The following is a 26725-nucleotide window of genomic DNA, read 5'->3' on the forward strand; positions in this document are numbered from 1 at the left end:
GACGGTCAGAATAGTAAAGCGACCGAGCGGTCCACGCAACACTTATTTCTTGGAATCACAGTCGTTTACGACGAAACCTTGTTAACTAATTCGGATCAGCGGGCAACGAGCCGCTTCGGGACTTTGTGATCGTGAGAACGGTGTCGATTTGATGGCTAACCGACAGGCCTTACGGCCCGACGTCCGGACATTGATGGGTTGCACATTCTCGAATTGTTCAATCCGCCCCGTCGCGGCTGACCGTGCCCGGCAAATGAGCCCGTTCGCGCAGTTTTTTACGGATGGCGGCGGGCATATCAGGGCCGAAGGTCGGGGGCCAGGGGGGCCCGTAGGTCATGTCGGGGGAATGGTAGAGTGTCGGGTTATAGGCCGGTCGGGGTCGGGGCGGGGGGTCGAAATGGTGCTGAATCTGGGCCCGCTCGGCGAACTGGCGACCGACTTTTTCAGCGCCTTCGACGGCCTTGATGAACATTTGTCGAAAAAATCGCCGCCGATCTGCCGATACATCTTTGGACTTGTCGTTTTCGGCCATGAGATCCTCCGCGCTGCGGTGGAAACGGGTTTGTGTATAATCATAGGGTACTCTAAGCGAGGATTCGTATGAAGCGTCTGATGATTGCCATGTTCGCCGTCCTGCTCGCCCTGTCCGCCGGCTGTTCCACGAACTTCCCGTACGGCACGAGCTGGGACCGGCACAATTTCGTGTCCACGCCGAATATGCCCCTGTCGCTGTCGCTGGTCGACACCGTGACGGGCCAGACGGTCTGGACGCTGGACATCCCGGTGAACCAGCAGGCGGTCGTGGATCTGGAGCACAATCAGGACTGGGTCGCGGCGCAGTCGCCCGCCACGCCGGCCCACGAAGTGCGCTGGAAGGTCATGTCGCTGGGGACGCTTGCGGACAACGTCGACAACCATCAGAAGCTCAACGGCAACCCCGTGCTGCTCAAAGTCATGATCCGTGATAAGACGGGCGCTCCGACGACGCCGACCGCCGCCGCGACCGCGCCCTGATGTGACGACAGGAAAGATGCCATGACCGATACCGCCAAGTCCGATCAAGCCGGCGCCGCCGCGACGGTGGAGCGCCGCCCGCAGGCCGCCCCGCCCAAGCCCAAGCAGCTTCCGCCGTACAAGGTGCTGCTCCATAACGATGACGTGAACACGATGGAGTACGTCACCGAGACGATCTGCAAGCTCACGCCGATCGGATGGAACGACGCCCGCGGCAAGATGCGCGAGGCCGACCGCACCGGTGTCGCCCTGCTGCTCGTGACCCACAAGGAGCGCGCCGAACTCTATCAGCAGCAGTTCGCCTCCAAGTCCCTCACCGTCACGATCGAACCCGACGGCGAATGACCCGCCGCTCGCCGCTTTGCCGCCGCTTGCGGCTTAGCACTTGTTCCCCAACTCCCCCGCCGCGATCAGCGCCCGTTCCGCGCCCGATTCATCACTGACGATCAGCTCCCCCCGCTCATTCAGATTGATGATGCGCACCGTCGCCTCGCCGTCGCGATGGCGCACCTTGACCGTCCGCCCGATCATCTGCGTCATCGACAGCCACATCGACCGCACGTCCGCCCCGCCGTCGAGCAGCATCTCCATCTGATTGAGCCACGCCGCGAGCATCGCTTCCGTCGGCACATCCCTGCCGATCACCTGCCGCAGCGACACGGCCGTGTCCGCAATCGCGCCCTCGAACTGCGTCTGCCGCAAGTTGACCCCGAGCCCGACGATCGCCGCCCGCTCCCCGCCCGGCGCCCGTGCCGCTTCGACCAGAATCCCCGCCAGCTTCCGCTCGTCGATCATCACATCATTGGGCCATTTCAAATGGGACCTCACGCCCCACTGATCGCGCAGCGCTCCCGCCAGCGCAATCCCCGCCAAAAGCGGCAAAACCTCCCAAACCACCGGCTCCACCAGCACCAGCGAACACCACAACCCCGCCGCCTCCCCCGAAACCCACGTCCGCCCACCCGTCCCCCGCCCCCCCGTCTGCGCCCCCGCCGCAAACACCCAACCGTCCGCACACGCCCCCGCTTCCACCGCCGCTCGCCCCCGCGTGTTCGTCGAATCCGTTACCCCATGCCACACCACCCGCCGTCCCAACCGCCGCGCCGAAAGCAATCCCTGCATATACCCCACATCCATCAAAGCACCGCTCCGCGTTCCCCGCCTTCCACTCCCCACTCCGAACTCCCCATGCCGCACTTGACACAGTGTTACGTTTCACTAAAAATGTAACACATGATCCAAGCCCCGTCCACACCGAACCTGACGCGCTTCTCCGTCTCGCTGCCCGCCGATCTTCTCGACCGGCTTGACGCCATGGTCGCCCGTCGCAATCTCCCCAGTCGCTCCGGCGCCCTCGCCGAAATGATCGAGCATCAGCTCGTCGAACATGAACACCCCCTCGGCTCCGAAGTCGTCGCCGGCACCATCACCATCGTCTACCGCTCCAACCGCGGCCTGATCCGCAATGAACTCGCCCAGGTCCAGCGCCGCTACCTCAAGGAAACCATCTCCTCCCAGCACGTCTTCCTCGAGCACGATCACAGTCTCGAAGTCCTCCTCGTGCAGGGCCCCGCCAAAAAACTCAAGTCCCTCTCCGACCAGATCAGCGCCATCAAAGGCGTCAAGCAGGTCCGACTCGCCGTCACCGCGCATCGCCTCCCGCCGCTGCACTGAAGCAAGGTGCTCCCCATGACGCACGATACCTCCACACCGACCGCCGCCCGTGACCACGCCCGCGCGATGGCCGGCACCGTCGTCCCCTGCATGCCGACCATCCCCGCTTCGCGCGCCGCCGATCTTCCGCCCGGCGTCGAGCCCGCCGACGTCGTCTGGCATGAAGCCATTGCGCCCGGCGGGTACGCCGCGCGCCTCCTTGAGCGCGGCACGCGCGTGCGGCTCACCAATCTCGAAGGCGATGCGTGCGCCCAGTGCGTCGTCTACAACGCCGACGAACCCTTCGAGCGACTCAACATCGCCGACACAGTCAAGGTGCAGTGGAACGCCTACCTCGGTGCGGGCAAGCTGCTGCTGTCCGACATGGGCCGCGCGCTCATGAGCATCACCGAAGACACCGCCGCCTGCCATGACACCTTCTGCGGCTGCTCCACCGAAAAACGCAACGCCAAAAAATACGGCGACGGCTCCAACAGCGGTAAGGCCCCCTCCGCCCGCGATCGACTCCTGCTCGGCCTCGCCAAGCACGGCCTGACCCGCCGCGATCTGGGCCCCAACGTCAACTTCTTCAAAGGCGTCCGCATCGAACCCGACGGCTCCCTGACATTCGTCAAAAACGCCTCAAAACAGGGCGATTTCGTCACGCTTCGCGCCGAGATGCGCGTGCTGCTCGTCCTCGCCAATACGCCCCACGTCCTCGATCCCCGCAAGCAATACACCGTGACGCCGCTGCAAGTCACCGCATGGCGCGGCCCGGTCACGCCGCTCGATGACCCGATCCGATGCGCCTCCCCCGAATCCGTCCGCGCCTTTCAGAACGTCGAAGACTACTACAACCGCTGATCGCTCGGCATGGAGTTCGCCATTACCCAAACCGCTGATCCCCATCTCGAAAATCTGCCCGGCCCGATCGTGTACGACCATGTCGTGCCCCCCCGCGCGCCGTGGTCGCATCCGGTCCTGCGCGGACAGACGCTGCGCATCGTCGACCTCGAAGGCAATCAGGCCGTCGACTTCCTTGTGTACGACCTGCACGAGCCGCGCGTGCGCTACAGCTCGTGCGAAACGATCGTCGAGCAGGGCAATATCTTCCTCTCCGTCGGCACGAAGCTCATGAGCAACGAAGGCGACCCGATGATGACCATCATCGCCGACAACTGCGGGCGACACGACACATCCGGCGGGGCGTGCAGCGTCGAGTCCAACAGTCTCCGCTACGGGCATCACACGCGCTGTCAGCACGCCTGTGTCGACAACTTCTTAAACGCCCTGCTGCCCTACGACATGGGCAAGCGCGACATGGTCTCGAACATCAACTGGTTCATGAACGTCCCCGTCGAACCCGACGGGTCGCTGGGCATCGTCGACGGCCTCAGCGCCCCCGGCAAGTTCGTTGATCTCCGCGCAGAGATCGATTGTCTGGCCGTCGTGTCCAACTGCCCGCAGATCAACAACCCCTGCAACGGATTCAACCCCACGCGCGTGCGCATGATTGTCTCGGATCCGTCCGCCTAGCTGACTCTGAGTAGTGCTATGTTCCATACCGTTCTGGTCGCCAACCGCGGCGAGATCGCCGCTCGTGTGATGCGTACGCTTGGCAAGCTCGGCGTGCGCAGCGTGGCCGTGTACTCCGAAGCCGACCGCGATGCGCCGCATGTGGCGATGGCCGACTTCGCTGAATGCCTCGGCCCCGCGCCGGTGGACCAGTCATACCTGCGTGCCGATCGCATCCTTGAAGCCGCCAAACGTCACGGCGCGCAAGCGATTCATCCCGGTTACGGCTTCCTCTCGGAAAACGCTGGCTTCGCGCAGTTGTGCGACGAAGCGGGCATCATATTCATCGGCCCGACTGCCGATCAGATGCGCGATTTCGGTCTCAAACATACCGCCCGCGCCATCGCCAAACGTGCCGGCGTCCCGCTCCTGCCGGGCACCGAACTCCTCGACACCCAAGCCGCGGCGCTCCAGGCGGCCCAGCACATCCAATACCCCGTCATTCTCAAAGCCACCGCCGGCGGCGGGGGCATCGGCATGCGCATTTGTCACAATCCCACCGAGCTTTCCGCCGCGTTCGACGTGGTGCGGCACCTCGGTGAAGCCAACTTCCGTTCGGCCGGCGTGTATCTGGAGCGGTACGTCGCCGATGCGCGCCACATCGAGGTGCAGATCTTCGGCGACGGCGACGGGCGCGTCCTGGCGCTGGGCGAGCGCGACTGCTCGACGCAGCGGCGCAATCAGAAAGTCATCGAAGAGACGCCCGCCCCCGGACTCTTGGCCGCCGACCGCGCCCGGCTCTTCGACGCCGCGACGCGCCTCGGCTCCGCCATCAACTACCGCTCCGCCGGCACGGTGGAGTTCATCTACGATGTCGCCCGCAATGCGTTCTATTTCCTTGAGGTCAACACACGCTTGCAGGTCGAGCATGGCGTGACCGAGCAGGTGCTCGGCATCGACCTCGTCGAATGGATGGTGCGCCTCGCCGCCGGGGATGACCGGTTCATGGATCACCCCCTGCCGCCCCCGCGCGGGCACTCGATTCAGGCGCGACTCTATGCGGAAGACCCGGCCAAAGACTTCCGTCCTTCAGCAGGCCCGCTGACGCAGGTGCATTTCCCCGCCGATTGCCGGATCGACACATGGGTCGAACCCGGCCTGGAGGTCTCGCCGTTCTACGATCCGATGCTCGCCAAGCTGATCGTCACCGCAACGACGCGTGATGAAGCGGTGACGAAACTCGCCAAGGCCCTCGACGAAACGCGTCTCTCGGGCATCGAGACGAATGTCGATTACCTGCGTGCGGTCGTGCGCTCGGACACATTCGCGCGCGGCGAAATGACGACGCGTTATCTCTCGAAGTACGTGTACACGCCCGCCACGATCGACGTGCTATCTCCGGGCAATTTCACGACGATTCAGGATTATCCCGGGCGGATCGGGTACTGGGACGTGGGCGTACCGCCGAGCGGGCCGATGGATCATCTGTCGTTCCGGCTCGGCAATCGGATCGTCGGCAATCCCGAAGGCGCGCCCGGCCTGGAGCTGACCGTCGCCGGCCCGACGCTGCGCTTCAACACGCGCGCCGTCATCTGCCTCACCGGCGCGGACATGAACGCCAAACTCGACGGCGCCCCCGTTGATCGCTACACGCCGATCGACATCCCCGCCGGCGCGACGCTCAAGCTCGGGCGCATCACCGGCCCGGGCGCGCGCAGCTATCTGCTCATCGCCGGCGGACTCGACGTGCCCGCCTACCTCAACAGTCGATCGACCTTCACGCTCGGCCAGTTCGGCGGGCACGCCGGTCGCACGCTGCGCACCGGTGATGTGCTGCATCTGGCGCACGAGCCGACGGTGTCGGAGCCGCGCGCGGTCGGCGATGACATCGCGCCGATGCTCACCAGGACATGGAAGATCGGCGTGATGGACGGGCCGCACGGGTCGCCGGACTTTTTCACCGACCGCGACATCGAGATGCTTTTCGCGACGGACTGGGAGGTGCACTACAACTCGGCGCGGACGGGCGTGCGGCTTGTCGGGCCCAAGCCGACATGGGCGCGCTCCGACGGCGGCGAGGCGGGGCTGCATCCGTCGAACATCCACGACAACGCCTACGCCATCGGCACCATCGACTTCACCGGCGACATGCCGATCATTCTCGGGCCCGACGGGCCGAGTCTGGGCGGCTTTGTCTGCCCGGCGACGATCGTACAGGCGGAGCTTTGGAAAATTGGCCAGCTCGCCACCGGCGACACGGTCCGTTTCGTCCGCATCTGCCCCGATGATGCGAGCGCGATGGAAATGAAACAGGACGCCATGATCGACACGCTGACCGCGCCGCCGGCGGAGAGTTTCTCGCTGGCGCCGCTCGTGTCCGGGCCGCGCTACGTCTGGCTCGATCGACCCGCCGCGGGCGATCGGTCCCGCGTCGTGTACCGCCGTTCGGGCGATCGGTCGATGCTCATCGAATACGGCCCGCTGGTGCTTGACCTGGACCTGCGCTTCCGCGTCCACGCCCTGATGACGCGGCTGCAAAAGGAACAACTTCCGGGGGTCATTGATCTGACGCCGGGTATTCGTTCGCTGCAGATTCATTATGATGCGCGCGTGCTGCCGTTTGACGAACTGGTTCACGCACTGACGCGGATCGAGGACGATCTTCCGGCGGTGGACGACATGGAGGTCGAAGCGCGCATCGTGCGGATGCCGCTGTCATGGAACGACAGCGACACGCAGCGCGCGATTCAGAAGTACATGCAGTCGGTGCGCGACGATGCGCCGTGGTGCCCGAGCAATATCGAATTCATCCGGCGCATCAATGGACTTGCGAGCGTCGATGACGTGAAGCGGATATTCTTCGACGCCAGCTACCTTGTGCTCGGGTTGGGCGATGTGTATCTGGGTGCGCCTGTGGCGACGCCGATGGATCCGCGTCATCGGCTGGTGACGACCAAGTACAACCCGGCCCGGACTTGGACACCGGAGAACGCGGTCGGCATCGGCGGCGCGTACCTGTGCATTTACGGCATGGAGGGCCCGGGCGGGTATCAGTTCGTGGGGCGCACGGCACAGGTATGGAACCGCTGGCGCAGCACGGCGGACTTTGAGCCGGGTTCGCCGTGGCTTTTGCGCTTCTTCGATCAGCTTCGGTTTTACGAAGTATCGCACGACGAATTGATGCAGTTTCGCGGGGATTTTCTGCATGGGCGCGTCAAGCTCGACGTCGAGAAGATCACGTTCCGCCTGAGGGACTATCACGCCTTTTTGGAGTCGATCCGGGACGACGCGGCGGCGTTCAAGCGGAAGCAGCAGGCGGCGTTCGAGGCGGAGCGTGCGGAGTGGGAACGGCGCGGCGAGTTTCGCCGGGCGGAAGCGGCGGCGGCCGGAAGCGCGCCGGCGGAAGTCGAGATTGACGTGCCGGTCGGCGGCGAAGTGATTGAGTCGCCGATGGGCGCGAGCGTGTGGAAGGTGCTTGTCGAAGCGGGCGCGCGCGTGAAGGCAGGCGACACGCTGGCGATATTGGAAGCGATGAAGATGGAGACGCCGATTGTGGCGGCGGGCGATGGGAAGGTGCATGCGGCGGTGTGCAAGGCGGGACAAATCGTGCGGGCGGGTCAGGCGCTGTTTGTGATGATGGAGGAAGCATGATGCTGCCGATCGGTGAGATGACCAAACTGCGGGCGGCCTACGACGCGCGGGCGATCGATCCGAGGGAAGTCGTCGAGGAAGTGCTGGCGCGGATCGGGCGGCACGATCAGCCGCAGGCATGGATTCATCGGGTTTCGCAGGACATTTTGCGCCGCCGGGCGGCGGAGCTTTCGGCGATCGCGGGCGAAGCGCGGAAGGCGCTGCCGCTGTACGGCGTGCCCTTCGCGGTCAAGGACAACATCGACGTCGCCGGCGTGCCGACGACGGCGGGTTGCCCGGCGTATGCGTACACGCCGAGCGCGACAGCGTTCGCCGTGCAGCGGTTGCTCGAGGCGGGGGCGATCTTCGTGGGCAAGACGAACATGGACGCGTTCGCCACGGGGCTTGTCGGCACGCGCTCGCCGTATGGGGCTTGTCACAGCGTTTACCATCGCGACTACATCAGCGGCGGATCGAGCAGCGGATCGGCGGTCGTCACGGCGGATGAACTGGTGACGTTCGCGCTCGGAACGGACACGGCGGGGAGCGGGCGCGTGCCGGCGGCGTTCAATGGGCTCATCGGCCTCAAACCCACGCGCGGGCGGATCAGCATGCGCGGCGTCGTGCCGGCTTGCCGGTCGCTCGACTGCGTTTCGATTTTCACGAAGCACGCGGGCGATGCGGAGCGTGTGTTGGATGTGGTCGGCGCGTATGACGAGGCGGACGCATACGCGCGATGGACGCCGATGTTGACGCGAGCGACCGGCGCGTTTCGTTTCGGCATTTTGCGGGAGAATCAGCGGGAATTCTTCGGCGATTCCGCGGCGGCGGCGATGTATGAGAAGGCGATTGCGCGGTGCGTCGAACTCGGCGGCGAGGCGGTCGAGTTCGATTATGAGCCGTTGCATCTTGCGGCGCGATTGCTGTACGGCGGGCCGTGGGTGGCGGAGCGGTATGCGGCGATCGCCAAGTTCTTCGATGCCGATGCAGCGGATATCGATGAAACCGTGCGCACGATCATCGGGAAGGCGAAGGAGATTCGCGCGGATGAGGCATTTGGCGCGATGTATCTGCTGGAAGAACTGCGCGGGCAGTGCGCGAAGGTTTGGGAGGTCGCAGATGTGCTCATGCTGCCGACTGCTCCGACGATGTACCGGATTGAGGAGGTCAAGGCGGAGCCGATCAAGCTCAACACGAACCTCGGGCATTACACGAATTTCATGAACCTGTTGGACTGGTGCGGCGTGGCAACGCCGGCGGGTTTGCGGGCGGACGGGTTGCCGTTCGGTGTGACGTTTATCGGGCGGGCGTGGAGCGAGGCGACGCTGCTCGATCTGGCACGGCGGTTTGCGGGCGAGGCGGAGGCGGCGGTTCGGCCGCTGGCGAGACCGCGGGAGATGGTGAAGCTTGTCGTGGTCGGGGCGCATCTTTCGGGGATGCCGCTCAATTGGCAACTCATGTCGCGCGGGGCGAAGCTGATCGCATCATGTCGCACGGCGGCGGCGTATCGGTTGTACGCGCTGGCGAATTCCAAGCCGGCCAAACCGGCCCTGGTGCATGTCGGCAAGAGCGGCGCGGCGATCGAAGTCGAAGTGTGGACGATGAGTGTCGAAGCGTTCGGGAGTTTCGTCGATGACGTGCCCGGACCGCTGGCGATCGGGACGGTGACGCTCGATGACGGCGGCGCGGTGCATGGGTTCGTCGCCGAGCCGCGGGCGCTGGATGGGGCGATCGATATTACGCACTTCAGGGGATGGCGGGCATATGTAAAACAAGGCGGTGGGACTTAAGTCCCACCGCCTCAAAAGACATCGTCCCCGACTTTCGTCATGCGGGAAATCGGCAGCGGCTTCTCGGCCGCGGCGCCGGCGGGGTGGATCAGTTCCTCAAGCCGCCGCTTCACCGCCAGAAAAGGCGAGCTCAGCAGACACTCCGGCCCGCGCGGATGCGCAATCGGCGTCTCGATGATCTCCATCACGTGCCCCGGATTGCGCCCGAGCACGACGATGCGATCGGATAGATAAATCGCTTCGTCGAGATCGTGCGTGACAAACAATATCGTGATGTCCACATTCTGCCAGATCTGCAAAAGGTACTGCTGCATCTGACACCGCGTCTGCGCATCAAGCGCGCCGAAGGGTTCGTCCATGAGCAGAATGCGCGGCCGATTCGCCAGTGCCCGGGCGATGGCGACACGCTGCTTCATGCCGCCCGAAAGCTGCTGCGGATAATGATGCGCGAATTCGGAGAGCCCCACCATGTCGATCCACTGCATCGCCTCCGCTTCGGCGCTCGCCCGGTCGCGCCCGCGCAGACGCAGGCCGAACATGACATTCTTGAGCACGCTCAGCCAGGGAAACAGCGTGTAGCTCTGAAACACCATGCCCCGATCAGGCCCCGGTCCGGTGACTTCCCTGCCGTCGAGCAAAATCTGTCCGTCGGTCGGCTCGTCCAGGCCGGCGACGATGCGGTTGAGCGTGCTCTTGCCGCAGCCCGACGGGCCGATCATGCAGATGATCTCGCGCCGATGAATGGAAAAGCGAATGCCGCGCAGCGCCGCGATCGTTTGGCCCTGCGGACTGATGAACGTCTTGTCCACATCCATCACGTCCAGCACGATCGGCCGCTGATAGAGGCGATCGAACCGCTCGCGCACCGCCGGGCTCATCAGCCGATAGTCCGGCAGCTCAATCAAATCCGACATCGGCCGCCCCCTTTCGCATCGCCCGCGCCTGCGCCTCGAGCTTCGCCTTCAAGCGCGGCGGAGGAATCGGCGGCGTGCGCATCGCTTCGACGATGCGGCCGAACCACGTCTTCGCCCGACCCTCCATGGCGTATTCCCATGGGAACAAGATGCGCCGCAGCGCCATCAACAATTGATCCGTGAAGAACCCGAGCAGCCCGATCATGATGATCACCGGAAAGACGCGATCGAAATTCCGCCACCGGCCCTGCGTCTCGATGAACTCCGTCAGCCCGCTCTTGACGCCGATCAACTCCGCGATGACCAGCCAGGTCCATGCCCATCCGAGCAGGATGCGCAAATCATTATAAAGGTCCGGCAGAATTCCGGGGATCACCACGCGCGTCAGGAGCCGGCGATTGTCCGCCCCGAGCGTCTGCGCCGCTTCGATCAGACTGTAATCGAGCATACGCGTCGTCTTGGCGATCATGAGCACCATGTGGAAGAACGTGCCGATGAATACCAGCGCGATTTTCGGGGCGTTGTGCGCGAGCAGGATCGCCACCAGCAGCGTGCTGAACGCCGGGGCGGGCATGTAGCGGAAGAAGTCGATAAACGGCTCAAATATCCGCGATATCAGCGAGTATGTCCCGCAGAGAATGCCCAGCGGGATGCCGATGAGGCAACTGATGAGGAATCCGCCGAAGACGATATAGACGCTCTGCACGAGCCGCTGACCCATCGTCGCCTTGTCGTTGCCCGGATCGTTGACCCAATCGGCGAAACCCGTGAGGATCACGCGATGCGGCGGGGGGAGATAGTCGGGGTTCGACACTTGCCCCTGCGGAACAAGCTTGAGCAACGGCTCGGCCGGGAGCTTCGCAAAACTATACGCCGGACCCGCCGCACCAAGATGCGACCAGTTGTCGCGGATGACGCCCATGTTCTCGTTGGTGATGGCGACATTCGTCGAAGTGAGCCGGCCTGTCGCCAGTCCTTCCCATAGCTGATAGATCGCTGCGTCGTCTTCCTTGGTCTTCTCGTCGAGCCAGCCGTTGGCGAGTCCCACCGAGGCGAGCTGCCGCAGTTTCTTGAGATTCGCGCGACGGCCGGATGACGACGCTTCCTCCGTCCCGCCGGCTTTGCGCGTGTCGACGATCTTCTGATTCTCCGCGCGGATGGCTTGGACGAACTCGGCGAAGTACGCGCGGCTCAGGTGGTCGCCGGCGGTGTAGATCGTGGTGGAATCGTCGCGCAGCGCGGCGATGTCGAGTCGCACATCGGGATGCCAGATGAACGGGACATAGCTGACGAGACACCAGAGCGCGAGAGGACCGATGAACGACATGGCCGTGAGCATCGCCGCCGCGCGCGGGCCGATCGGCTGCCGCACAGCCAGCCACGGGCGGCGCCGGCGTCGTGGGGTGCGTCCTTCGCTCAAGAGTGCCTCGGTGCTGCGGGGATCATGTCATCATGCGACAAGCCCGCATCCGCGGGCCCGCGCCTCTTCGGGTTTCGTCGCTCATCGCACGCCAGCCGACGCGCCGGACCCTATTTGCCCAGCGACTTGGCGTATTGCATCGTCAGACTCGGATCGAGATACTTCTCGATTTCCAGCGGCTTTTCGTAGACTTTCTGCTCGACGTTGAACGCGTTGACGAGGATCGTCGATCCGTACACGGAGCCCAGGTCGTCGGCGCTCGTGGACTTTTTCCATTTCATCATCGCTTCGTCGAGCGAGAGGATGTATGTGCCCTTGAAGAACGGCTCGTACTCTTCGGGCTTGATGTCGACGCGGGCGGCGAGAATCTTCAGGGCCTCGTCGCGGTTGGCTTCGTCCTTGAGGTAGGCCACGATGCGGTACCAGACCTTGACGACTTTCATCCAGTCGTCCCGCCGCTTGTCGAGACTTTCCTGCGAGACGTAGAGCAGGTCATAGATGATGCCGGGGGCGTCGGCGCTGGTGAAGATCGGCCTGGATCCGCCGACGATTTTCAGCGCCTGCCCCGAGTTGGGCTGCCACGCGCCGATGGCTTCGACGGCCCCGCTCTTGAGGACCTGCGGCGTTTCGTTGGTCGGCGTGTTGACGATCGTGATGTCATCGCCGGTCATGCCGTTCTGTTTGAGTGCGGTGAGCAGGAGCAGATGTTCGACGAAGCCCGCTTCGATGCCGACCTTTTTGCCCTTGAGGTCCTTGACGGTGTTGATGCCGGGGCGGGCGACGATCATGTCGTTGCCATTGGAGAAGTCGTTGATGATGATGCCGACGGAGGCCTTGCCGGTCGCGCCGGTGACGAGGGCGTCGCCGTTGGTCATGCACACCGCGTCGACCTTGCCGGCCGCGTAGGCGTCCATCGACGGCACATAATCGAACCAGAGGAACTTGACGTCGACGCCCGCTTCCTCGAACCAGTGCTTTTGAATGGCGATCTCCCACGCCACCCAGCCGGGCCAGTCGGAGTAGGCGATCGTCAACGGCTCCTTGTCCGCCGCCTGCACCGGGCGGGGCATCGAAACGAGCGTCACCAAACCAGCGAGCGCGGCGACCACCAGCGACTTGAACATCGACATGTGCCATCTCCAGAGAATGAGTGAACAACCACACAGCGCACGAACAGCAAGAAACAAATGGCGGACCAAACGCGAATTTTGATCAAATCGCGGATCGGCTGCGCGAAACATGAGCAGGAAAATTGGACCGGCTGGAAAAGTGTGTAAAAAGTGGGCGGCTGCGCCAATAAAAAACACGGCGGCTTCCGGGGGGAAGAAACCGCCGCGCTTCACTCCAAAACTCCTCCGAGAGTTTGGCAAGACCAAAAAGCGATCGGCCCCCTGGGTGATCGCCGATTTCAAACTACCCCACGTTCAGCGGTCCGACCAATTTTTGTGCACCCCCATCGCCGATCCTTCCGCGGCGGCTTCCGATCGTGCGGGTTCGGCAAACGGGGTAAGCGCGCAAAAAGAAAGCTGAGGGATGGCCATCCCTCAGCTTTCGGGTGCGAGCGGGCGCGATCAGTGGACCGGGTGCACGAACACGCGCAGGCGTTTGAAGGGGTAGGAACCGGCGTTGGAGGCGAAGGTCCAGTCGAAGGTTTTGCCATCGGAGTTGCCGATGCCCAAATCGGCGCCGGCGCCGGCGACCCAGTGGTTGAGCGCGAAGACGGTTTGCTTGGCGGCGGTATTGTGCACCTGCATGGAGCCGTAGCCATCCTTGGGCTCGGCAAGCTGGTCGCCGATGTCGTAAGCCTCATTGGACGCGCCGGGGACGGAGGCGGTGTTCGGCGGCGCATAGTTGTTGGGCCAGAACTCGATGTTCCCGGCGAGGTTCGAACCGGTCTTGATCCCGTTGACGTTCGACGCGATGGTCATCGCCTCGACCTTCTGCTGGAACGTCGCGTCGGAGACGAACGTCGGGATGCCGATCCTGGCCGCGTCATCGGTGAACGCCTTCATCGAGACCCAGACATACTGCGGCGAGCCGGTCCCTGGCTGAAGCTCGAGCAGATACGCCACGCGATCGAACTTCTCCACCTTCCCGTGCAGGTCCTGCGTGTACGCGAACGCCGGGCCGATTTTCGACAGGTCCATGTCGTACGCCAGCTCGTAGCCCTTGGCATCGTCGATCGCACCGAGGAAGTCGGGCTTGGGCACTTCGCCCGCCCGAAACGCGCCGGTGGGCAGGCCGGCCCCGTTGACAAGGTTCGGCGTCGCCAGCTTGTTCCAGGCAAAACGCATCGCCGCGGGCGCCGCCACGTTCGGGCTGCTCAGCAGAATCGAGTCGCCATCGATCTTCGCCTCCGCCGATTCCCATCCCCCGCCGGCCCCGATGACTTCAAAATTCGTCAGCGGCTTGCCGTCGCGCGAAGCGAGTTTCCCGGCGGTGTGGTCGAAGGTGACGCGCAGTTCGCGGCCCTCCTGCTTGAGCGACTTGAACGTCGCGCCGGTGTCGACGACATCCTCGCGCCCGTAGGTGCGATGCAGGGCCAGCAGCGCCAGCCGCAGGCCCACGTCCTGTTTATCCGGCGGGTGGATGTTCTGAAGGGTGGCGATGTCATTGGTGACGATCATGCCGGTGTTGGGAATCTGCTCGATGGCGGCCTGCGCTTCCCAGAATTCAGCGAGCATTTCCGGCGCTTCGTTGCCGTACTGAAACGGCGCGATCTGCACGTAATAGTACGGAAAATCGCCGATGCCCCAGAGCTTGCGCCATCCTTCGACGAGCGCCCTGGTCTTTTCGTAATAGAGCATGCCCTCATTGTGATTGGATTCGCCCTGGTACCAGATCGCGCCGCGCATGGAGTAGCCGACGAGCGCGTGGATCATGCCGTTGTAGAGCATGGTCGGGGCCTGATGATCGGTCGGCTGCTTGAGCGCATCGGGGAAGCCGGGCGCGGGGGCGATGGCTTGGTGATCCTTCAAGGACTGCTGAGCGTCGCGGACCCAGGCGTTCGTCTCCGCCACGTACTTCTGAGCGGCCTGCATGTACTGAGGATTATCCGGCGTGCGCAAGGCGATCTGGTCGGCGATGCCTTTGAGCGCGGGGACCATCTGAAAACCGATCGGCGGGGTCCACGGCTCGATGCGCGTCCCGCCCCATGACGAATGAATCAACCCGATCGGCACCTTGAGTTCCTGATGCAGCTTCCGCGCCATGTAGTACCCCGCCGCGGTGAAACCGGCGACGGTCTTGGGCGAGCAGACGAGCCACGGCGCGCTGATATCATCGAGCGGCACGGCGGAGGGACGCTTGGCGATAAGCACATGACGAATCTGCGGATAATCCGCGGCGGCGATCTCCGCCGGGGCGTTGACCGACCCGGCGACGGTAAACTCCATGTTCGACTGGCCGGAGCAGAGCCAGACTTCACCGACGAGGACATCGTTGATCGTCAGCGTGTTGGAAGCGGCGACGGTGAGCGTCAGCGGGCCGCCCGCCTCACGCTTGGGCAATTCCAGACGCCAGTGCCCCGCGTCGTCCGCCTTCGTCGAAACACTGTCGTCGCCGAGCGTGACCTTCACCGCTTCGCCGGGGTCGGCCCAGCCCCAGATCGCGATGGGCATCTGCCGCTGAAGCACCATGTGATCGTTGAAAAACCCCGGCAAACGCACGGCTGCGAAGACCGGCGTGGCCAGGACAACCATCAGACAAACGCAAAGCGATCGAAGCATTCGTTGCATGGCGGGCTCCGTAAAAATGGGGAGCCCCAGTATAAACGAACGCCCCGTTGCCCGCGTCCCGACCCCGCGCGCACCGGCGCGGAAACCCCGCCATCGCCCCGCTCCCGTCGCCAATGGCGGGTTGTCGGCGGTATTTCACAGGGTTATGAGCGCACCACTCGGGCAGCCGGTGCGCCGGTGCGCACGCCGCGGCCAACCCCGTCGCGCCGGTGCGCGATCAATCAAGGACTTACAAAAACCCATGCGCACGCCCATGGCGAATTTGCCATCCCCATGCGCGAAAACGAAACGCTTGTGCGCGGAACGGACGAAATGACCCCCTCGCCCCGACGCACATCGCTGCGCCGCCCCAAACGACGCGACGCGCCGCTCACCACCAGTACTGCCGATACGGAGCCGTGCCTTTGTTGTAGACGCGCAGTTGCAGCTCGTCGAAGTCGCACCAGCGCACCGCGCCGTCGATCATCGCCACGTTGATACCCGCCAGATTGCGCCCGCCGCTCTGCCCCAATTCGCCGGGGTGGAACCCGTAATACGGGTGATACGAATGCGGCTCGAGATTCCAGCGCCATGCCCAAACGCCCGACACATCGCTTGCGGGAATGCGATACGTCGTGTCCATCAGCAGCGGGGTTGACGCCTGTCCGTCCTGCACGCGCAACAGCGCGTAGTTGTTGCCCAGCGTGTCAAAGGATCCGCCCGATCCGCCGGGCGTCAGCCAGCTTGTCGTCGTGGCGGAGAAGCTGGTGATGCGGAACTGCCCGGCGCCGGAAACGGCGGAGAACGTGGGCGGCTGATAGAGAAACAGCTTTTCGTCGGCGTACTTGTCCGCGGGACAGGTCATCACTTCCCACGATCCGCCGGCGTAGTCGTAGCGCAGCGTGTCGGCGATGGCGTTGGGCCAGCACCAGAGCATATGCCGGCCGGACGTGACGACACTCGCCATGTCCGGCAGCTTGCCCGCCCGGTCGGTGGCGAAGCCCAGAAACGCGGCCTGCACCTGACGCTGATGCGTCGCGCACATCGTCCGATCCATCGCGAGCCGGACCCGTTTCATCGCCGGCAGCAGAAGCGCGACCAACAGCGCGATGATCGTGACCACGACCAGCATTTCGATCAAGGTGAATGCAGCACGTCGCACGATGCCGCTCCATGATTAACGGATCGAGTCACACGAACAAGCCGCGCCTCGGGCGCGCGAAGGTCAACGAGGTCCAACGCATTCGCGCGGCTCTCGCCGCGCGAATGCAAGCAGGCGGACATTCCGAATCAGGCGCGCCGACGGCGCATCGTCATGATGCTCAACAGGCCCAGCCCCGCGGGCAGCGCGGCGGGCGCGGGCACCAAGGTGACCTGATGCAGGGCCAGGCCGCTGATATAGGCCTGCGTCCCGCCCCCGGCGGCCTTGAGGTCCAAGGCGGTGTAGCCGGTGAAGAGGACCGTGACGATCTTGGCGGCATCCGCCGTTTTGTTCACAAGGTTGAGCGTGAACGAGCCCACGGTCGCGCCGGCGGTGTAGGTGCCGATGCCGCCGTTGGGGGTGAAGGTGCCGCTGCGGAGGATGTAGTCCTGGCTCTCGACGGAGCCGACGGTGCCTCGATTCTCGCCGCTGACGAACTGAAGGCGATAGGTCTTGGTCGCGTCGAGCCCGACGACCGCCATATCCGCGACGTTGGGGCTAAAGAGCGTCGAGCTGAGCAGCGTGACCAGATTCGTATCGAGCGAACTGCCGGGGAAGATGCCGCTGGTCGCCGACGACCCGTTCACATAGCGGAACGTGCCGGGCGTGTTGGCGGGCCCTTCAAAATAACTGCCGCTGAGGGTGGCCTTGAACTGAACGCCGTTGACGGTGACGGAGGTATTGGCGCCGAACAGGTTCGTTCCGCTGATATAGGTGCCGGTGTTGTCGATTTGCGAAACGCTGGTCAGGGCCGCCTGATTGATCGAGATGATGGCGGCGGAGGCGGCGTCGGCGAAACCGAACAGACCGGCCAGAAGCACAAGGAGGAACGTCGGATGGCGCGTCATTTTTTATTTCTCCAGCTTGGGGGTTGCGATCAAGGTTGGGGGGGTTGAGGAGACCGGCGACGTTACCAGCTCGTCATTGTCCGATGCCTGTTCAACCCGGATATTGTCCACGACCACGCCGAAGTCGTCCGACCCGGCGGCGGTCTGAAGATGCAGGATCATCCGCTCCGACCGGGCGCGGAAGCTGATCGACTGCGGCTGCCAGCCCGGCCGCGTCACACGGTCGAATCCCTCCGGCCGCGCGACCGAAAGCGTGCGGTCCACCAGTGCGCCGGCGTCATCACTCATCTGCACATGAATCGACTGCGACGACGAACGCCGCGGCGAATCGAATCGGCCCGCCAGATCCAAACGCAGCACGTAACGCTGATCGGGTACGACACGCACGGCCTGTTCGATGGCCATCGACTGGCCGGGATAATTCGTCAGGTTCAGGCAGCGCTGCCCTTCGGACGGCTGAAAGTAATCGGGGCCCATGAGCCAGCGCCCGCAGCCGGCGACGGTCCAACCGCTGATCGTGCTGAGCTGACCGGCGGGGCGCGTGTTCGACAGCGCCAGATTCCACAGACCCAAGGCGCCCGGCTGATCAATGGTGGCGGCGTCTTCAAAGCCGCCGTTGACGACGAAATTGGCCGGCCCAATCTCCGAAAGGCCCGCCACGCCTTGCGTCATCGTCAACCGCCCGGTCTGTCCGGCTTCGAGGCGCGCGGCCGTGGGGTTCGTGGGCAGCCGAACCTCGACGCGTCCCTCACGAACCGTGATACGTCCATCGCCCTCGGCATGCATCACCAGATCGAAGCGCGTCCCCAGATCGACGACGCGCACCCCGCCGGGCAGGTCGATCGTGAACCCATGCGCCTCGGGGCGGCAGTACGCTTCGAGTTTGCCGGAGGTCAGCCGCCCTCGGTTTGGGCCGGTCATTTCAAATTCGCATGGGCCCGTCAGGTCGACGACGGCGGTGGATTTGAACATGAGCTGGGCGCGGCCGGCGGTGAGTTTGATGGGGCCGGCCAGGTCGGAACCGAGGGGGAGGGAGCCGTCCGTGTTGTCGAACTGCGCATCGTCGGAGAGGTCGCTGAGGACGGCGAAAGACGCCGGGGCGGCGGAGTGCGGAGCGGGGAGTGGGGAGTGGGGAGTGGAAGGCAAAAGGACGAAGTAGAGCGCGGCGGCGAGGGTGATCAGGGCGGCGGCGTACCAGACGCTTCGCCCCAAGGCGGGCTCAGCGTCGGCGTGGCGCGCGGTGGAAGACGCTCGTACGAAACCCACGCCGACGCTGAGCCCGCCTTGGGGCGAAGCGTCTGGTCGGCGGCTCTCTGTCGCCGCGCGCCGGTGTGGATGAGGACGAATTGGAGATACGCATCGCGCGCCTCCGCGTCGTCGCGCAGCAGGCGGTCCAGGTCGGCGAAGGCGGCGGCGTCGAGCCGGGCGTCGAGGAGTTGGGAGCAGAGTTCCTGCACCCGCGGGATGGTCTGATTGACTTCATTCATCAGACGGCGTCCTCATCGAGTTTCCTGCGGATGCAGCCGGCCAGGGCGCGGCGGATGCGGAGCAGGGCCTGATCGACGGCGTTGCCGGTCATGTTCAGCGCCTCGGCGATGGCGAGCACCGTCTGATCGAGGTCGTAACGGTGACGAAGGATCGAGCGCTGGCGGTCGGTCAGGTGCTTGAGGCATTCGTGCAGGGCGAGCGAGACGCGATCGACCTGACGGGTGCGGGCGTCGATCGTCTGTTTGAGGGCGGCGAGAGTTTCATCGCTGAACACGAGCCGATCGCGCGATCGCTTTTTGCGGTCGGCGAGCACGGTGTAATGAACGATGGCCCCGGCCCAGGCCATGAAATCCGAGCCGCGGACGAAGTCGTCGGCCTTGTCGCAGATGACCAGATTCGCCTGCTGCAAAAGCTCCTCCGCCCACCGCGCCTCGCCCACCAGCGACAGGGCATAGGCGTAGAGCCGATTCTGATGACTCGCCAGAAGCGTCGCAAGTTCTTTATCGACAGGCATATGCTTGTGTTCTTGCCGCTGACCCGAGCAGATCGGGGCGCACCTTTTATTCAGTAATAGCCGAGGCGGGGGTGAATCTTATGGGCTTGGGTAAACATTTAGGAACGTGTTGCCACCGGGGGCACGGGGCTGGATATGGCCAATGACAAATGCCTAATGCCTAATGACCAATGCATTTGTCATTAGGCATTAGGCATTTGTCAATGGTCAATGAATGGCACAAGGCGGATTGCTAAGCCGCAAGCGGCATTCGCCGGGCGGATGACGCATCGGGGCGGTTCGCATACCATGTCCGACCCCCGGAACCTTCCCCCGGAACCTTATTTAGAGAATCGATCATGGAAGCTGGGATTGTCGGTCTGCCCAATGTCGGAAAGAGCACGCTGTTCAACGCCCTGACGGCGGCGGGGATCGAAGCGAAGAATTACCCGTTCTGCACGATCGAGCCGAACGTCGGCATCGTGCCCGTGCCGGATACGCGGCTCTCGACGATCAACAAGTTCATGCCGACGGAGAAGATCATCCCGGCGGCGCTGCGCCTTGTCGACATCGCCGGGCTGGTCAAGGGCGCGAGCGTCGGCGAGGGACTGGGCAACAAATTCCTCTCGCACATCCGGCAGGTCGACGCCATCGTCGAAGTCGTGCGGTGCTTTGAGGACGGGGATGTCACGCACGTCGACGGGTCGGTCGATCCGGTGCGGGACATCGAGACGATCGAAACGGAACTGATGCTCGCGGACCTTCAGGTCGTCGAAAGCGCCAAGGACCGGGCGGCCCGGCAGGCGCGGACGGGCGAGAAGGAGGCGAAGCTGCGCGTCGCCCTGCTCGAACAATGCGAGAAGACGCTCGGCGAAGGCGTGCCGCTGCGGGCGATCGAGATGGACGAGGAATCCAAAAAGGAGCTGCGCAGCTTCGGGTTCATCACGGCCAAGCGCGTGCTGTACATCGCCAACGTCGACGAGAGCGACCCGACGGGCGTCGGGCCGCTCGTGCAGAAGGTGCGCGAGTACACCAAAACGCACGGCGGGGAAGTCGTGCCGGTGTGCGCGAAGATCGAGGCGGAGCTGAGCGAGCTTGACGAAGCGGATCGCGCGGAGATGCTCGAGTCGCTGGGGCTCAAGGAGCCGGCGCTGGCGACGGTGGCGCGGGGGATTTACCACTTGCTCGGCTTGCAGAGCTACTACACGGCGGGGCCGAAGGAAATTCGGGCATGGACGATTCCGATCGGCGCGACGGCGCCGCAGGCGGCGGGCGTGATTCACACGGACTTTGAGCGCGGATTTATACGTGCGGAGGTGTATCAGGTCGAGGACCTGGTGCAGCACAAGACGGAGGCGGCGATCCGCGCGGCCGGTAAAATGCGGGTCGAAGGCAAGAATTACGTGATGCGCGACTCGGATGTGTGTCACTTCCTCTTTAACGTGTAACCTGCGGCGCGACGATCCCAAAAGCGAATTGATCCTCCATGCCCTTCCTGACCGATAAGCCCCATATGGGGTTTTCAGGCATGGAAATCGCGTTTGATTTGACTATGCTCAAATGCGATTCATAATGAAATAAGCGGCCTGAACACGGTCGCGGGAGCGAAGGTTTTTTTCGCTGGAGTCACAGAAAAAATGCCCATTCAGCCCGACTACGAAACCGCGTCCGAACCCAAGTCCGACCGCAAGTATTTCTCGGTCGCCGAGGCCAACCGCGCCCTGCCGTACGTGCGGCGGATCGTGGAGGATGTGCGTCAAACGTATCGCGAGGCGGTGGCGCTTCAGGAGCGCGTCGAACGCCCGATGCCCGGCGAGGATGCCGACACGCTTCAGGACCAGTACGCCGCATCGATCGATCAGCTCAACCACTTCGTGGACGAACTGCATCAGGTCGGCGTGGAGCTTAAGGACTACGACCTGGGCCTGATCGATTTCCCCGCGCTGCACGAAGGGCGGGAAGTCTGCCTGTGCTGGCGGCGGGGCGAGGATACGATCGTGGCATGGCATGAGACGGCCGCGGGTTTCGCCGGCCGGCAGGATTTGACGCTGCTGCATCCGACGAAGCTTTGAGTGTCCGATTCAATTGATCCGACTGAGAACCGCGGCCGAGTGTCGCGGTTCTTTTTTGTAAAGCCGCGACCGGCGGTCGCGCTCTTGGCGTCAATCCGTAAATGCGCCGAAGCGCGACCGGCGGTCGCGGCTTTACAGGGACGTCATTTGGCGTACCAGTCGCGCAGACGCACGTCGATCTTATCGTCCTTGGCGTTGACGAGTTCCTTGAAATGGTTCACGTCGCTCATGCCCGTTTTGCCGCGGTAGTGGTAGGGATAGACGACAGCGGGCTTGAACTCGAGCACGGCGTCGGCGGCGTGCTCGACGTCCATCGTGTACGGTAGATTCATGCACACGAACGCCACGTCGATGTTCTTCAACGCACGCATCTCGGGGATATCCTCCGTGTCGCCGCTCAGGTACACGCGCTTGCCGCCGAGCGTCAGCACGTACCCGTTGCCCCGGCCCTTGGTGTGAAACTGCGCGCGCTCGGGCGTGAGGTTGTACATCGGGATCGCCTCGATCGTGATCTCCATCTGCGTCGTCGTCTGCCCGTTGGCCAGCGGCACGATCGTCGCGCCCAGTTCCTGCGGCAATTTCTCGACGACGACCGCCGGCGCCACCAGCACCGTGCCCTTCCGCGCCAGCGCCGTCAGCGTCGGCACGTTGAAGTGGTCGCCGTGAATGTCGGTGACGAGGATCAGGTCGGGCTTGGGCAACTTCGCGAACACCTCCGGCCCGCCCACCGGGTCGACCGCGATGACCTTCCCGTCGAGACTCATCTCCAGCGTGGCGTGATTGATCGGGTGAATGATCAGATCGCCGTCGTCGGTTTTGATCGCGTCGCCTTCAAGCCCCGCCGCGCACAACATCGACGACATCACCACACAGGTTGCGAACACGGAGATAAAACAAAAAAACTTGGACATGCGTGTTTCCCTTCGAAATGGCGTCACGGACATTTTGAGAAACGCAAACACGAATTGGACCGCACGCGAGCGCGAGGTCTGACGTATAATAGGACGCGGCAGGGTATCGGGCGGGCGAATCGGGTGTTGGCCCGGTTTTCACAAGCCCCCCGGCACGCAATTCCCTATCTTTTGGAGGTGTCCTATGTTCGGCACACGTACCTGCACGCTTCTTGCGGCTTTATTGATGATGGGTCTGATGGCCGCCTGTTCGGATTACAAGTCCGACACCGAGGGCTCGACGCCGAAGATGAGTCTGGAGAAGGCGGCGATGAGCACGGTCGATCAGTACAAGAAGGCCGACTCGTCGCTCAAGAGGTTCTTCGACGGCGCCGCGGCGTACGCCGTGTTCCCCGAAGTCGCCAAAGGCGCGGCCGGCATCGGCGCGGCGCATGGCAACGGCGTCCTCTATGAAGGCGGTCAGATCGTCGGCTACACCGGCCTGAGTCAGGGCTCGATCGGCCTCCAGCTCGGCGGACAGACGTACAGCGAGCTGATCTTCTTCAAGGATAAGGCCGCCGTCGACGAGTTCAAGGGCGGCAACATGGAGTTCAGCGCCCAGGCCTCCGCCGTCGCCGCCGCCGAAGGCGCCGCCGCCAATGCCGACTACGCCCACGGCGTGGCAATCTTCACCCGCGGACAGCAGGGCCTGATGTTCGAAGCCAGCGTCGGCGGCCAGAAGTTCAGCTACAACGCCAAGTGATTCAATCCTCCCAACACCACCCCAGCGCCGATCGGCTTGCCCGGTCGGCGCTGTTGTTTTGATCTTGTGAATCACCGCGCTCGGCGATCAGCTTTCGCGCCGAATCACCTTGCCCTGCCGGTACGCCATGTTGCCCATGTGCGCTCCCGCCGCCGCGAGGACGCCCGCTTCGGCCGGGGCGTTGGGTTTGTTCCGCGTGCGCACGCAGTCGAGCCACGTGCCCAGATGCAGCGCTTCGCCGTCGGGCACCTTGAAGAAGTCCGCCCCGCGCACGCCGTCGCTGTAGATCTGTTCCTTGTCTTCGATGCCGCGGTTGGGTTCGCCGTGCAGTTCGTAGCGACCGCGATCGAGATAGATCGTACCCTTCTCGCCCATGAGCGTCGTGCCCGCGCGCCCGTAGGTGCTCACGAACGTGCCTTCAAAATGAAGCTGAATCTTGCGCTCGCGATACTCGAAGAGCGTTTGAATCGTGTCGGGCGTTTCCCAGACGCCTTCGGTGGCGAAGTTCTGACCGATCGTCGTCGCGGTGTCGGGCAGCGGCAGGTCGAGCACCATGTTCACGCCGTCGAGCCAGTGCACCATCAGGTCGGTGAGAATCCCGTTGCCGAAGTCCCAGAACCACCGCCAGTCGAGCATGCGATACGCATCGAGCGGCTGCTGGGGCGCGTTGCCGCAGAAGCGCTGCCAGTCGACTTCCTCGGGTTTGACGTGCACATTGGGCTTGTTGAACGGCAGGAAGTTGCGGTTCCAGCTCATGTGAATCTTGTGCACCGGGCCGATGAGTCCCTCGGCGATGACCTGTTTGGCCCATGCGAACTGCGGCATGGAGCGCTGCTGCATCCCGACCTGCACGATGCGGTTGTGCTTGTTCTGCGCTTCGATCACCGCGGCGCCCTCGGCGAGGTTGTGCGTCAGCGGCTTCTCGACGTAGACATCCTTGCCGGCGGCGCAGGCGTCGATCGTGATGGGCACGTGCCAGTGATCGGGCGTGGCGATGACGACGGCGTCGACATCCTTGCGGTCGAGCAGCGCGCGGTGATCGCGCGTCATGAAGGCCTTGCCGCCGGCCAGAAAATTCCCGGCCTGGGCGCGCGGGTCGTACACATCGCAGACCGCGACGATGTTGACCTTGTCCATCTTCTTGAGGGCGGGCATCAGCGCCCCGCGGGCGCGCCCGCCGCAGCCGATCACGCCGAGGTTGATCGTGTCGTTGGCGGCGTAACCGCGCGAGGCGACGGCGAGCGAGGCGGCCAGCGCGGCGGAGGATTGGATGAAATGACGACGCGAGAGGGAATCGGACATGGCGGGCTCCTCATGAATGGAAAAATGCATTGTAACACATGAAATTTTCGAGGGACCCGAAAAAGAGATATAGCCGACGCTTAGGCGCATCGCGGTCGCCGATGACCGGCGCGATTTTCAAAAAAGATCAAAATTCCCGTTGAAATCCGCGGCGATCGGACCATAATCGAAACTGTTCCATCGCTTCACACAAAGGGGATCGACATGATGAAGCCCATCGCACTCACGCGTCTTGCGAGTCTGATCGTCCTTGCCGTCTGCGCGAGCTTCGTGCCGCGCGCGTCGGCGATCATGGTCCAGTATCAGGGATCGTGGTTCAACAATACGTTCATGTCCACCGGCGCCGCCGCGGCGACGCTCGATGTTTCGCTGCCGACGGTGACGTTCGTCCTCGATCTCGACGGCAACGTCTTCGGCGGGTCCGACCCCGATGTGCTGACGCTCACCGGCACGGTGCAGGGCGATCTGAGCGTGCTGTTCGATGACGTCATCGGCCATCCGACCTACGGCGACATCCTCGGCGCGACGCTCAGCAACACCGGCCAGTTCAACGCCACCGCCACGAATATCCCCGGCGGATTCATCACCAGCACCGAAATCACCGGACTCGCCGGCCTGTCCGGCATCGCGCTTCAGTACATCGTCGACGGCCCCAACGGTCCGTTCGCCAACGGCGTCATCAACATGCTGCCCATCCCGGAGCCGACGACCGCAGCGATCGTCCTCCTCGGCGCCGGCGCGATGTTCCGCAGGCGCCGCTGAACGCGCGGTCTGATATGACCAATGACAATTGCCGAATGCCTAATGACCAATGCATTGGTCATTAGGCATTTGTCATTGGTCATTGAAAGGCACAAAGCCGAATCGCCTGTGCCCGTGCCGCCCTCACATGGGATCATCAAACAACCCGCCCTGCCGCTCGGTTCGCACGGCGGCGCGGATCAGGTCGTGGACGAACTTCATCTTTCCCGCGACCGGCCGGCTGAAGACTTCGGGCACCAGATCGGTCAGGCCCATCGCGCGGTTCATCTCGTTGAACATGACGCCGAGCTTTTCGTAGCGCTCGAGCATCGGATCGAGTTCCGCATGGCGCGGGTCGACGGCGTAGAGGCCCATGTTCCCCGCCGTATCCAGCACGCTCACCACGTCCAGATACGTGGCGAACGTCTCGGCGAAATCCTCCCACGGGTGCATGCTCGCGTAGGCGCTGACGAACCGGGCGCGCCAGTCGGGCGCGGGGCCCTGCTGATAGTAGTTCTGCCGGGCGTTCTCATAGCTGATCGCGCGATGGTCGCCGAACGCGGCGGCGAAGGCGTCTTCGCATCGGCCCGATACGAGCATCTGCCAGTAGTAGTGCGAGATTTCATGGCGGAAGTGCCCGATGATCGTGCGATGCGCTTCATCGAAGGCGACACGCAGTTTCTCGCGCTCGACCGGCTCGGCCTCGCGCAGGTTGATCGTGATCTTGCCGTCGAGGTGGCCCGTGTGCACCTGTTCATGCTGGCCGAAGCTGAACCAGTTCTGACGGACGATCGAAGCGTCGGCCTTGAAGTCGAATGACAGAGGCGGATGCACGCCGTCCGACGCCGTCCCGTAGGGCAGGCCCAGCAGGTCGAGTGTGTAGAGCAGGCGGCGTTTGCCCTGCTCAAGCCGATACCACCGCTGCCGATTTTCCGCCACGGTCAGATCGGGAATCGTCTGATTGAATCGGCAGTAATCGCACAGCGCCCCCGGAGCCGTGCCCTGCACATCGCTCACCACGCACCGATTGCACACGTTCTCGACCGCGTAGTTGTGACACTTGATCAGGGCCGCCCGGCAGTACCCGCAGCGCGTCGCCCCGCCGTCCGCATCCACATCGAGCGACCGAATCGCGCGGCAGATCGGGCACCACCCCACATCGCGCCCGCAGGCCAGGCACTGACTGTTCTCAAAAAACAACCGCGCGCCGCATGTACATTCAAACGTCTTCATCAATGGGCATCATATCGCGCGAGACGATTCGGAGGCGCGCGC

The 26725-nt window shown here is 63.7% G+C and carries 25 protein-coding genes; 11 read left to right on the forward strand and 14 right to left on the reverse strand.

Going from position 1 to position 26725, the window contains the following annotated elements; genetic code table 11:
- Window positions 1-217: 217 nt before the first annotated feature.
- Complete coding sequence (locus GC162_02975; protein ID MBI1367598.1) at window positions 218-472, reverse strand: hypothetical protein; 255 nt, start codon at window positions 470-472, stop codon at window positions 218-220.
- Window positions 473-600: 128 nt separating this feature from the next.
- Here GC162_02975 and GC162_02980 point away from each other — a divergent pair, with 128 nt between their 5' ends.
- Together GC162_02980 and GC162_02985 are read left to right on the forward strand one after the other, a co-directional pair.
- Entirely contained in the window at window positions 601-1014 is a 414-nt protein-coding gene (locus tag GC162_02980; protein ID MBI1367599.1) for a hypothetical protein, read from the forward strand.
- A 21-nt stretch (window positions 1015-1035) separates the two neighbouring features.
- Window positions 1036-1359: an ATP-dependent Clp protease adaptor ClpS gene (locus GC162_02985; GenBank protein MBI1367600.1), complete on the forward strand. Its 324-nt coding sequence runs from the start codon at window positions 1036-1038 to the stop codon at window positions 1357-1359.
- A 33-nt stretch (window positions 1360-1392) separates the two neighbouring features.
- Here GC162_02985 and GC162_02990 read toward each other — a convergent pair whose 3' ends face one another.
- Entirely contained in the window at window positions 1393-2151 is a 759-nt protein-coding gene (locus GC162_02990) for a biotin--[acetyl-CoA-carboxylase] ligase (GenBank protein MBI1367601.1), read from the reverse strand.
- 96 nt (window positions 2152-2247) lie between these two features.
- Between GC162_02990 and nikR the strand changes: the two genes are divergently transcribed.
- Genes nikR through atzF form a run of 5 tightly spaced genes read left to right on the forward strand, consistent with a single transcriptional unit; the run spans window position 2248 to window position 9602 of the window.
- Window positions 2248-2688: a nickel-responsive transcriptional regulator NikR gene (gene nikR, locus GC162_02995; protein MBI1367602.1), complete on the forward strand. Its 441-nt coding sequence runs from the start codon at window positions 2248-2250 to the stop codon at window positions 2686-2688.
- Between the two features lie 15 nt (window positions 2689-2703).
- Entirely contained in the window at window positions 2704-3531 is an 828-nt protein-coding gene (locus GC162_03000) for a DUF1989 domain-containing protein (protein MBI1367603.1), read from the forward strand.
- A gap of 9 nt (window positions 3532-3540) precedes the next feature.
- A complete protein-coding gene (locus GC162_03005; GenBank protein ID MBI1367604.1) occupies window positions 3541-4203 on the forward strand; it encodes a DUF1989 domain-containing protein in 663 nt (220 codons plus the stop codon).
- Between the two features lie 18 nt (window positions 4204-4221).
- The gene (uca, locus tag GC162_03010; protein MBI1367605.1) at window positions 4222-7833 is read left to right on the forward strand and encodes an urea carboxylase; all 3612 of its coding nucleotides are present in this window, start codon (window positions 4222-4224) and stop codon (window positions 7831-7833) included.
- 17 nt (window positions 7834-7850) lie between these two features.
- Window positions 7851-9602: an allophanate hydrolase gene (atzF, locus tag GC162_03015; protein MBI1367606.1), complete on the forward strand. Its 1752-nt coding sequence runs from the start codon at window positions 7851-7853 to the stop codon at window positions 9600-9602.
- Between the two features lie 11 nt (window positions 9603-9613).
- Here the strand turns inward: atzF and GC162_03020 are convergent, their stop codons facing one another.
- The 9 genes from GC162_03020 to GC162_03060 form a co-directional block, all read right to left on the reverse strand.
- Window positions 9614-10504, reverse strand: a complete 891-nt coding sequence (locus tag GC162_03020; protein ID MBI1367607.1) for an ATP-binding cassette domain-containing protein — start codon at window positions 10502-10504, stop codon at window positions 9614-9616.
- Window positions 10500-11855: an ABC transporter permease subunit gene (locus tag GC162_03025; protein MBI1367608.1), complete on the reverse strand. Its 1356-nt coding sequence runs from the start codon at window positions 11853-11855 to the stop codon at window positions 10500-10502. Before GC162_03025 ends, GC162_03020 begins: the two co-directional genes overlap by 5 nt.
- Before the next feature lie 191 nt (window positions 11856-12046).
- A complete protein-coding gene (locus tag GC162_03030; GenBank protein ID MBI1367609.1) occupies window positions 12047-13060 on the reverse strand; it encodes a transporter substrate-binding domain-containing protein in 1014 nt (337 codons plus the stop codon).
- Window positions 13061-13507: 447 nt separating this feature from the next.
- Complete coding sequence (locus GC162_03035; GenBank protein ID MBI1367610.1) at window positions 13508-15673, reverse strand: 9-O-acetylesterase; 2166 nt, start codon at window positions 15671-15673, stop codon at window positions 13508-13510.
- A 370-nt stretch (window positions 15674-16043) separates the two neighbouring features.
- Window positions 16044-16784 carry a hypothetical protein gene (locus tag GC162_03040; GenBank protein MBI1367611.1) on the reverse strand — a complete coding sequence of 247 codons (741 nt, stop codon included), beginning with the start codon at window positions 16782-16784 and terminating at the stop codon, window positions 16044-16046.
- A gap of 158 nt (window positions 16785-16942) precedes the next feature.
- The gene (locus GC162_03045; GenBank protein MBI1367612.1) at window positions 16943-17701 is read right to left on the reverse strand and encodes a hypothetical protein; all 759 of its coding nucleotides are present in this window, start codon (window positions 17699-17701) and stop codon (window positions 16943-16945) included.
- Between the two features lie 3 nt (window positions 17702-17704).
- Window positions 17705-18913, reverse strand: coding sequence for a DUF642 domain-containing protein (locus GC162_03050; protein MBI1367613.1), 1209 nt, complete (start codon window positions 18911-18913; stop codon window positions 17705-17707).
- Window positions 18880-19188, reverse strand: a complete 309-nt coding sequence (locus tag GC162_03055; GenBank protein ID MBI1367614.1) for a hypothetical protein — start codon at window positions 19186-19188, stop codon at window positions 18880-18882. The genes GC162_03050 and GC162_03055 overlap by 34 nt, the downstream gene beginning before the upstream one ends.
- Complete coding sequence (locus tag GC162_03060) at window positions 19188-19703, reverse strand: sigma-70 family RNA polymerase sigma factor (protein ID MBI1367615.1); 516 nt, start codon at window positions 19701-19703, stop codon at window positions 19188-19190. The genes GC162_03055 and GC162_03060 overlap by 1 nt, the downstream gene beginning before the upstream one ends.
- A gap of 338 nt (window positions 19704-20041) precedes the next feature.
- Between GC162_03060 and ychF the strand changes: the two genes are divergently transcribed.
- On the forward strand, window positions 20042-21130 hold the full coding sequence (gene ychF / locus GC162_03065) for a redox-regulated ATPase YchF (protein MBI1367616.1): 1089 nt from the start codon (window positions 20042-20044) through the stop codon (window positions 21128-21130).
- Window positions 21131-21319: 189 nt separating this feature from the next.
- Window positions 21320-21754, forward strand: coding sequence for a DUF2203 family protein (locus tag GC162_03070; protein MBI1367617.1), 435 nt, complete (start codon window positions 21320-21322; stop codon window positions 21752-21754).
- Window positions 21755-21897: 143 nt separating this feature from the next.
- Here the strand turns inward: GC162_03070 and GC162_03075 are convergent, their stop codons facing one another.
- Entirely contained in the window at window positions 21898-22665 is a 768-nt protein-coding gene (locus GC162_03075; GenBank protein ID MBI1367618.1) for an MBL fold metallo-hydrolase, read from the reverse strand.
- Between the two features lie 184 nt (window positions 22666-22849).
- On the opposite strand from GC162_03075, the gene GC162_03080 reads away from it, so the two are divergent.
- A complete protein-coding gene (locus GC162_03080; protein ID MBI1367619.1) occupies window positions 22850-23407 on the forward strand; it encodes a hypothetical protein in 558 nt (185 codons plus the stop codon).
- 87 nt (window positions 23408-23494) lie between these two features.
- Here GC162_03080 and GC162_03085 read toward each other — a convergent pair whose 3' ends face one another.
- The gene (locus tag GC162_03085) at window positions 23495-24709 is read right to left on the reverse strand and encodes a gfo/Idh/MocA family oxidoreductase (protein MBI1367620.1); all 1215 of its coding nucleotides are present in this window, start codon (window positions 24707-24709) and stop codon (window positions 23495-23497) included.
- A gap of 204 nt (window positions 24710-24913) precedes the next feature.
- Between GC162_03085 and GC162_03090 the strand changes: the two genes are divergently transcribed.
- Window positions 24914-25471 (forward strand): PEP-CTERM sorting domain-containing protein, encoded by a 558-nt coding sequence (locus tag GC162_03090; GenBank protein ID MBI1367621.1) that lies wholly within the window; start codon window positions 24914-24916, stop codon window positions 25469-25471.
- Window positions 25472-25594: 123 nt separating this feature from the next.
- Here the strand turns inward: GC162_03090 and GC162_03095 are convergent, their stop codons facing one another.
- A complete protein-coding gene (locus tag GC162_03095) occupies window positions 25595-26683 on the reverse strand; it encodes a hypothetical protein (GenBank protein MBI1367622.1) in 1089 nt (362 codons plus the stop codon).
- Between the last annotated feature and the right edge of the window lie 42 nt (window positions 26684-26725).

The organism is Planctomycetota bacterium (genome assembly GCA_016125255.1).
In the GTDB taxonomy this organism is placed as follows: domain Bacteria; phylum Planctomycetota; class Phycisphaerae; order Phycisphaerales; family Zrk34; genus RI-421.